Genomic DNA, 7,666 nt, shown 5'->3' with positions numbered 1-7,666 from the left:
CGGCCACCACGGCCACGGCGGCGGCCGTCACCACGCTCTTCGCGAGGGGCGTCGCCGCGCTCGGTGTGGCGTTCTGCGGCAGGGGCTGCGGCGGGTTCGCGGGCCTCGTCGTCGCGCGGTGCGGCGGCCTCCTGGCCGTCCGTGTCGTGGTGAGCGGCGGCGGTGGGGGAGGCCGGTGCGTTGCGCAGGGCGTCACCGCCCGCTTCACCACCTTGGGCGGGTTCGTCCGTGCGCGCCACGGCGCCACCGCTGCTGCGGTACACGAAGGCGCTCGATTTTTCGTCGCGGCCAAACTCCAGCAGGCCGCGTGCGCGCGCCTCTTCCAGCAGGTTGCCGAAGGTGCGGAAGCCGTAGTAGTTCTCGTTGAAGCCGGGGTTGCGGCGCTTGATGGCTTCCTTCAGCACCGAGGCCCAGATGCGGCCACCCTCGTCGCGGTCGGTGACCAGCGCTTCGTAGGTCTCGGCGGCCATCTCCACGGCCTTGGTGCGGCGGGCATCGAGCTCTTCGCGGCGGCGGGCCTCTTCTTCGGGCGTGCGGCGGGCCTGTTGCGGCTCGCGGTTGTCACGCGTGTCGCGGCGGGCGGCCTGGCGCTGGCTTTCGCGCACCAGGTCGTCGTAGAAGATGAACTCGTCGCAGTTGGCGATCAGCAGGTCCGAGGTCGACTGCTTCACGCCCACACCGATCACGTACTTGGCGTTTTCGCGCAGCTTCGAGACCAGGGGCGAAAAGTCCGAGTCGCCCGAGATGATCACGAAGGTGTTGACGTGGCTCTTGGTGTAGCAGAGGTCGAGCGCGTCCACCACCAGGCGGATGTCGGCCGAGTTCTTGCCCGACTGGCGCACGTGGGGGATTTCGATCAGCTCGAAGTTGGCCTCGTGCATGGCGGCCTTGAAGCCCTTGTAGCGCTCCCAGTCGCAATAGGCCTTCTTGACGACGATGCTGCCCTTGAGCAGCAGGCGCTCGAGCACGCGTTTGATGTCGAACTTCTCGTAGTTGGCGTCGCGCACGCCGAGGGCGACGTTTTCAAAGTCGCAAAACAGCGCCATGCTGATGTGTTCGGGGGAGGATGCCATGTGGCTTGTGTCCTTGGTATGGAGGGCGAGGCGGGCAGGGTGATCGCGTTGGATCACATCAGGCCGGCGTCAAACAGATAGCGGCTGGGGCGAGCAGGGTCGCACAGCAGCGTGAGGTGGTGGCGGGCACGGGTCATGCCCACGTAAAGCAGGTTGCGGTTGTCGGCCGAAGGGCCACCGAGGGCGAATTCGCCTTTGTTCAGACCCGGCATGATGACATGGTCGAACTCCAGGCCTTTGGCGGCCTCGATGCTGGAGAGCACGACGCGGTCCTTGCCCGTCATGCCGTGCTGGCGCACCTCGCGTGCGTTCATGGCGCGGAAGAACGAGGCCACGTTGTCAAAGGTGCCCGCCGAGCGCACCAGGCCGGCGATGTTGGCCGCCACCTGTTCGATGTCGGGCGTGAGCACCATCACGCGGGCGGCCAGCTTGGCGGGTTGCAGGGCGGCGGTGAAATGGCCCAGCAGCATGTCGGTGGCATCGGCCTGCAGCACCGCGATGGCATCGAGCATCAGTTTGCGCGCCACGGGGCTGGCCAGGCGCAGCACCTGGTTTTCGACGAAGAAGGGGGCCAGCTGCGGCTGGGCCACCACCTCGGCCAGCGAGGCTTTTTCGTCTTCCAGCACCGCGCCGCTGAACAGCAGCAGGGCGCGCAGCACCTGCTCGCGCGTGCTGGCCTGTTCGATGCCGGCAAAGCCCTGCTGGGCGTAGGCGATGAGGCCACGCACGAACAGCACCTCCGGGCGCATCAGGTAGGGCTGGAAGCCACTGCAGCGGTAGTCCACCCCGTGGTCGAGCAGGTGGTTTTCGAGGTCGACCGACTGGTGCGGCTGGCGCAGCAGGACGGCGATCTCGGACGCGGTCGACTTCGGGGCCAGGCCCTGGCGTTCGCGGATCACCTTGGCGATGTGCCAGTGCACTTCCTTCTCGCTCTCGCAGCGCACCAGTTGCACCACGGTCTGGCGTGTGGCGGTGGCCTGGCAGGGCTTGTGCGTCAACTGGCTCACGGATTGAGCCAGCGATGGGCCAAAGCGGTAGCTGGTGCTCAAGGGCATGCGCAAGGCGGGGCCGATCTCGCGGAGGAAGGTCTCGCCCATGAAGGCGGCCTCGGCGCCGGCCACGGCGTGAATCACCTGGTCCCGGTCGCCCACGCCCACGAAGCCTGCGCTGTTGTGCTGCAGCACGCCCTTGAGCACGGTGAACATGGCGCGGTTGGTGTCGTGCATTTCGTCGACCAGCACCAGGTTCAGGCCCATGGCCAGCGGGTGAGGGAGGTCGACGAACGCGTCTTCGTCCAGCAGCTGGTGGGCCAGGTCGTAGGTGGCGTCGTTGGGCGCACGGAAGGCATGGTGGTCCGGGTGGCCACCACGGCGGATGTGCTCATAGGCCCAGAAAGCGCGCAAGCTGAAGTAGCCGTGGCCCAGTTCATCGGCCAGCTCGGGCGTGAGCGTGCGGTCCTGGGCTTCGAGGGCCAGCTGCATCGTGCCCTTGAGGCGTGCAAAGCTGGCCAGCAGGCCTTCGACCATGGCCTCGCCGCTGCCGTCCACGGCCAGCTCGTCGGCGTGGCGTTCGTCGGGGTTGGCCTGCATGCGCTCGATGGCGGCCAGCACATGGGGCTTGAGCTGCTCGGGCGTGGTCTGGCGGGGCACCGCCACGTCTTCGATCACGGTCAGGCGCTCGGCACAGAAGTCGTCGAAGGTCTGGATGCGCAGGCGGCGAACCACCCCCGCGGCCACGCCGATGCGCGCCAGCGCCTGCTTGAGCGCCAGCACGGCGGCCTCGGTGTAGGTCAGGGCCAGGATGCGCTCGGGTTCGGCGCCGCGCAGCAGGGCCTGGGCCAGACGCAAGGCCAGGGTCGTGGTCTTGGCCGCGCCCGCATTGGCCTCGATCAGGATGGCGCGGCGGCGGGCCAGCTGGATGGCCTGTTGCTCAGCCGTGGGCACGATGCCCTTGGGCACGAAGACCGGCTGTTCGCGGGCGGGGGCGGGCGTCTCACGCATCTCTGAGGTGGTGGGCTGGAAGCGGGCGGGGCCAGGCTGGGCGCTCAGTCGGCGAGCTCGTCGTCGCCATCGTCGGCGTGGTCCAGCAGTTCGGTGGCGGCACGGCCCTTGCGCTTGGCCTGGCGGGCGAGCTTTTTCGCCTGGCGCTCGGCTTCCAGCGCTTCGCCGGCCGCCCACCATTGTTCGAACTCGGCCGGGGTCTCCAGCGTGATGCGGCCCAGCACGCCGCTGCGGAAGTCGTTCAGCAGGATCTCGGCCGCCTTCTGCATGTTCACGCGCCCGCCGCTCACCACCGCACCGCGTTTGCGGCCAATGTCGGCCAGCAGCACGTCGTCGTGCAGGGTGGGGATGGCGGCCACGTCGTCCAGGCGAAATCGCGCTGCCAGCTGCGCGGCGTATGGGCCTTGCAGGCGCTTGGCCAGCTCCAGGGCCACCTCTTCTTCGTCGTAGGCGTTGCGGCCCACGGCGCCACTGGCGGCCAGCAGGTAGCCGCTCTGTTCCACCGTGATCTTGGGCCAGAGCATGCCGGGGGTGTCGAAGAGGTAGAAGTCGTTGGCCAGGTTGATGCGCTGCTCGATGCGGGTGATGCCGGCCTCGTCGCCCGTCTTGGCGGCCTTCTTGCCGACCAGGGTGTTGAGCAGGGTCGACTTGCCGACGTTGGGGATGCCGCAGATCAGCACGCGCAGGGGCTTGGCCATGCCGCCGCGGTTGGGCGCCAGTTCGCGGCAGGCCTTGATCAGGCGCTGGGCGGGGGCCTTGTCCGAGGCATCCAGGCCCAAGGCCTGCGTGTCGGCCTGGGCGCGGTACCAGGCCAGCCAGGCTTCGGTGCGTTCGGTGTCGGCCAGGTCCTGCTTGTTCAGCACCTTGAGTTTGGGGCGGGAGCCGGTGATCTCGGCCAGCATGGGGTTGGCGCTGGAGCCGGGCAGGCGTGCGTCGAGCAGCTCGATGACCACATCGATGTCCTTGATCCGCTCAAGGATGGCCTTTTTGGTCACGTTCATGTGACCTGGGAACCATTGGATGCTCATCGACGCCTTCTCTCCTTCAAAGGCGGCATTGTCGCTTGTCAGACACCGGATGGCGCAGATGCGCTGTAATGCGTCCGTGGCCAGCGCTCGCTGAGGGCGAGTGCCGGGCCACCCCCGCTGAAACCATGCCCTCCACCCAGAAGGACCACCCCATGAGCCTCTCCATGCACAGCGCCCTGGTGCCGCCCGCCACCCGCACCCTGCAGAACCTCGCCACCATCCTGGGCAAGGCCCAGGCCCATTGCCAGGAAAAGGGCCTGGACGCGCAGGCCTTCCTGCAGGCCCGCCTGTTCCCCGACATGTTCCCCCTGGTGCGCCAGGTGCAGATCGCCTGCGACATGGTCAAGGGCGGCGCAGCCCGCCTGGCCGGTCAGACCATCCCGTCCTTCCCGGACGACGAGGCCAGCTTCGCCGAACTGCAGGCCCGCATCGAGCGCACCATCGCCTTCCTCAACAGCTTCGAGGCCCCGCAGATCGATGGCAGCGAGGGCCGAGACATCGTCATCCCCCTGAAGGACCGCGAGGTGCGCCTCAAGGGGCAGGCCTACCTGACGGAATGGGTGCTGCCCAACTTCTATTTCCACGTGACCACCACCTACGGCCTCTTGCGCCACAACGGCGTGGCCCTGGGCAAGCGCGACTTCCTGGGCGGCTGAGCCCCTTGGGGCGTTGGCCAGCCGTGTCTCAGACGCGGGCCTGATCGCCCTGGGCGAGCGCATCGAGCAGGCGCTCGATCTCGCGCGAGTCGTTCACGGTCTTCATCTGCTGGTAGGCCTGTTCGGCCTCCGGGTGGCGCTTGCGCAGGTAGTTCAGCCACTGCTTGACGCGACCAGCCCGTGCCCGGGGCTCTACCTTGGTGCAGACGATGCCCCAGAACACCCGCAACAGCGGCCTGAGTTCGTCCCAGCCGGCGGGTGTGCGGCCGCTCGCGTTCCCATCGGCCGCCAGCACGGCGAGGGCCAGGCCCGGGTCGGCGACCATGCCGCGGCCCAGCATGAGGTCGTGGCAGCCCGATGCCTCGCGGCAGCGCTGGGCGTCGGCCACCGTCCAGATCTCGCCATTGGCCACCAGCGGGATCTGCACCGCGGCGCGGATGTCGGCGATGCGTTCCCAGTAGGCGGGCGGTTTGTAGCCGTGGGCCTTGGTGCGGGCGTGCACCACCAGTTCGGTGGCGCCACCGGCCTGCAGGGCCAGGGCGCAGTCCACGGCCCGGGCGTCGTCCAGAAAGCCCAGGCGCATCTTGGCCGACACCGGCATCTCCGGTGGCACGGCACGGCGCACCGCGGCCACGATGCGGTGCAGCAGCTCCGGGTCCTGCAGCAGCGCGGCCCCACCGCCATGGCGGTTCACCACCTTGGCCGGACAGCCAAAATTCAGGTCGACGCCCGTGGTGCCCATCTCGCCCACGCGGCCGGCGTTGTCGGCCAGGCAGGCCGGGTCCGAGCCCAGCAGCTGCGGGCGCACCGGCACCCCGGCGGGCGTGCGTCCGGCGTTGGCCAGCTCGGGCACCACGCGCAGGAAGACCCGCTCCGGCAGCAGGGCATCGGTCACGTGGATGAATTCGGACACGCAGCGGTCCACCCCGCCCACGCGGGTCAGCACGTCCCGCAGGGCGAAATCCAGCAGGCCTTCCATGGGCGCGAGCAGGATGGTCATGGCGTGAAGGGGCGTCAGCGAGGCAGGCGGTTCAACAGGGCGCACAGTGTAAGGACAAGGCCGGGCCTCGTCGTTCAAAAAGGCCCTCAAGCTGGCGCCTGGGCGGTCGATAAGCAGGAAAACCCTGAAGCCGATATGAACCAGATGCCAGCTGCCACAGAGCTCGACCGCACCGACAGTGTCCTGCGCGAGCTCGACGGCGCCCGCCGCAGCGGGCCCCTGCAGCACATCGTCATCCCGCCTTGCCCGGAACTGCTGGCTCGCCTGCAGGCCGTGATGGCCGAGCGCGAGCCCGATCTCAACGAGGTCGCCCGCATTGCCACCAGCGACGTGGCCATGTCGGCCGCGCTGCTCAAGCAGGCCAACAGCCCCCTGTTTGCCGCCGGCCAGCCTTCGCAGACCATTGGCCAGGCCATGAACCGCCTGGGCCTGGACGAGACCGCCCGCATCATGACGGGCTTCCTGGCCCAGCGTGCCATCAAGGTGCCCAACAGCCCCTACCTGCAGCGCTTCTGGGAACGCTCGGCCAAGCGGGCTGCGGCCATGACTTTCCTCGCCGCCCGCATGCCCGGTGTCTCCGCCGACCTGGCCCACACCTACGGCCTTTTCTGCCACGTCGGCATCGCCGTCATGGCGCAGAGCGTCAAGGGCTACCTGGGCACCATGGTCGAGGCCGGCGCCCGGATCGACCGCAGCTTCGTCGCCACCGAAAACGCCAACCACCGCACCGACCACGCCGTGGTGGGGGGGCTGGTGGCCCGCTTGTGGCGCCTCGCCCCGCCAGTGGTGGCCGGGGTGCGCCTGCACCACGACCTCGACACCCTCAAGGAGCGCGGCTCCGAGTCCGAGGTCAACACCCTGATCGCCATGGGCCTGGTGGCCGAGTTCTTCATGCGCCGCCATGAAGGCCTGGACGCCGACATCGACTGGCTGCGCCATGGCCGCCACGCCCTCGAATGGCTGCACCTTGACGAGGGCGAACTCGCCGCCTGGGAAGACGAGCTGCGCGAGACCCTCGACGCGCTCTGACCTGCCGCCCCGAACCTCCCTTCCTGCCCGCCTGTCCCCGGTCTGCCACGGGCGCTCGACTACCATCGGCGCAGTCTGAGACCTCACAAGACAAAGCAAAGGGAGCCCGACCATGGCCGTGTCCAGCCTTCTGGTCCTGATCGACGACATCACCGTCGTCCTGGACGACGTCGCCTTGATGACCAAGGTGGCCGCCAAAAAGACCGCCGGCGTGCTCGGCGACGACCTCGCCCTCAACGCCCAGCAGGTCGCGGGCATCCGCGCCGAGCGAGAACTGCCGGTTGTCTGGGCCGTGGCCAAGGGTTCGCTGCGCAACAAGGTGATCCTGGTGCCCGGTGCCCTGGCCATCAGCGCCTTGGCGCCCTGGGCCGTGACGCCCTTGCTGATGCTGGGCGGCGCCTTCCTGTGCTTCGAAGGCTTCGAAAAGCTGGCCCACCCGCTGCTGCACCCTCCCGAAGAAGACGCGGCCCACCACCGCGAACTCGTGCAAGCCATCGCCGACGAGCAGGTCGACATGGTCGCCTTCGAGCGAGAGAAGATCCGCGGCGCGGTGCGCACCGACTTCATCCTCTCGGCCGAGATCGTGGCCATCACCCTGGGCACCGTGGCCAGCGCGCCCCTGGCCCAGCAGCTGACGGTGCTCAGCGGCGTGGCCGTGCTGGTGACGGTGGGCGTCTACGGTCTGGTGGGCGCCATCGTCAAGCTCGACGACGTGGGCCTCTACCTCAGCCAGCTGCCTGCCACCCACGGCCTGGGGCGGCTGAGGCGTCGGCTGGGCCTCGGCTTGCTGTCAGCGGCGCCGAGGCTCATGCGCACGCTCTCCGTGCTGGGCACGGCGGCCATGTTCACGGTGGGGGGCGGCATCCTGCTGCATGGCCTG

7 protein-coding genes are annotated in these 7,666 nt (G+C 68.8%); 3 read left to right on the top strand and 4 right to left on the bottom strand.

Annotation, left to right across the window (positions count from 1 at the left end):
- The 3 genes from QZ994_RS17445 to ylqF all read right to left on the bottom strand — a co-directional run.
- Positions 1-1,073 (bottom strand): NYN domain-containing protein (locus QZ994_RS17445; protein WP_290874651.1); only part of this gene is annotated, 1,073 nt, incomplete at its 3' end.
- 53 nt (positions 1,074-1,126) lie between these two features.
- Positions 1,127-3,073, bottom strand: a complete 1,947-nt coding sequence (locus QZ994_RS17440) for an ATP-dependent helicase (protein WP_290874648.1) — start codon at positions 3,071-3,073, stop codon at positions 1,127-1,129.
- A gap of 44 nt (positions 3,074-3,117) precedes the next feature.
- On the bottom strand, positions 3,118-4,101 hold the full coding sequence (gene ylqF, locus QZ994_RS17435; RefSeq protein WP_290874645.1) for a ribosome biogenesis GTPase YlqF: 984 nt from the start codon (positions 4,099-4,101) through the stop codon (positions 3,118-3,120).
- A 152-nt stretch (positions 4,102-4,253) separates the two neighbouring features.
- Between ylqF and QZ994_RS17430 the strand changes: the two genes are divergently transcribed.
- Entirely contained in the window at positions 4,254-4,757 is a 504-nt protein-coding gene (locus tag QZ994_RS17430) for a DUF1993 family protein (protein ID WP_290874654.1), read from the top strand.
- A 28-nt stretch (positions 4,758-4,785) separates the two neighbouring features.
- On the opposite strand, the gene QZ994_RS17425 is transcribed toward QZ994_RS17430, so the two are convergent.
- Complete coding sequence (locus QZ994_RS17425; protein ID WP_290874642.1) at positions 4,786-5,757, bottom strand: tRNA-dihydrouridine synthase; 972 nt, start codon at positions 5,755-5,757, stop codon at positions 4,786-4,788.
- Between the two features lie 144 nt (positions 5,758-5,901).
- Between QZ994_RS17425 and QZ994_RS17420 the strand changes: the two genes are divergently transcribed.
- Entirely contained in the window at positions 5,902-6,786 is an 885-nt protein-coding gene (locus QZ994_RS17420) for an HDOD domain-containing protein (RefSeq protein ID WP_290874640.1), read from the top strand.
- Between the two features lie 112 nt (positions 6,787-6,898).
- The coding region (locus tag QZ994_RS17415) for a DUF808 domain-containing protein (protein WP_290874638.1) at positions 6,899-7,666 on the top strand (768 nt) is incomplete at its 3' end.

Origin of the sequence: Aquabacterium sp. (genome assembly GCF_021768455.1) — a bacterium.
GTDB lineage: Bacteria > Pseudomonadota > Gammaproteobacteria > Burkholderiales > Burkholderiaceae_C > Aquabacterium.
The sequence above is the reverse complement of the archived record's forward strand: the minus strand, read 5'-3'. Positions and strand labels throughout refer to the sequence as shown.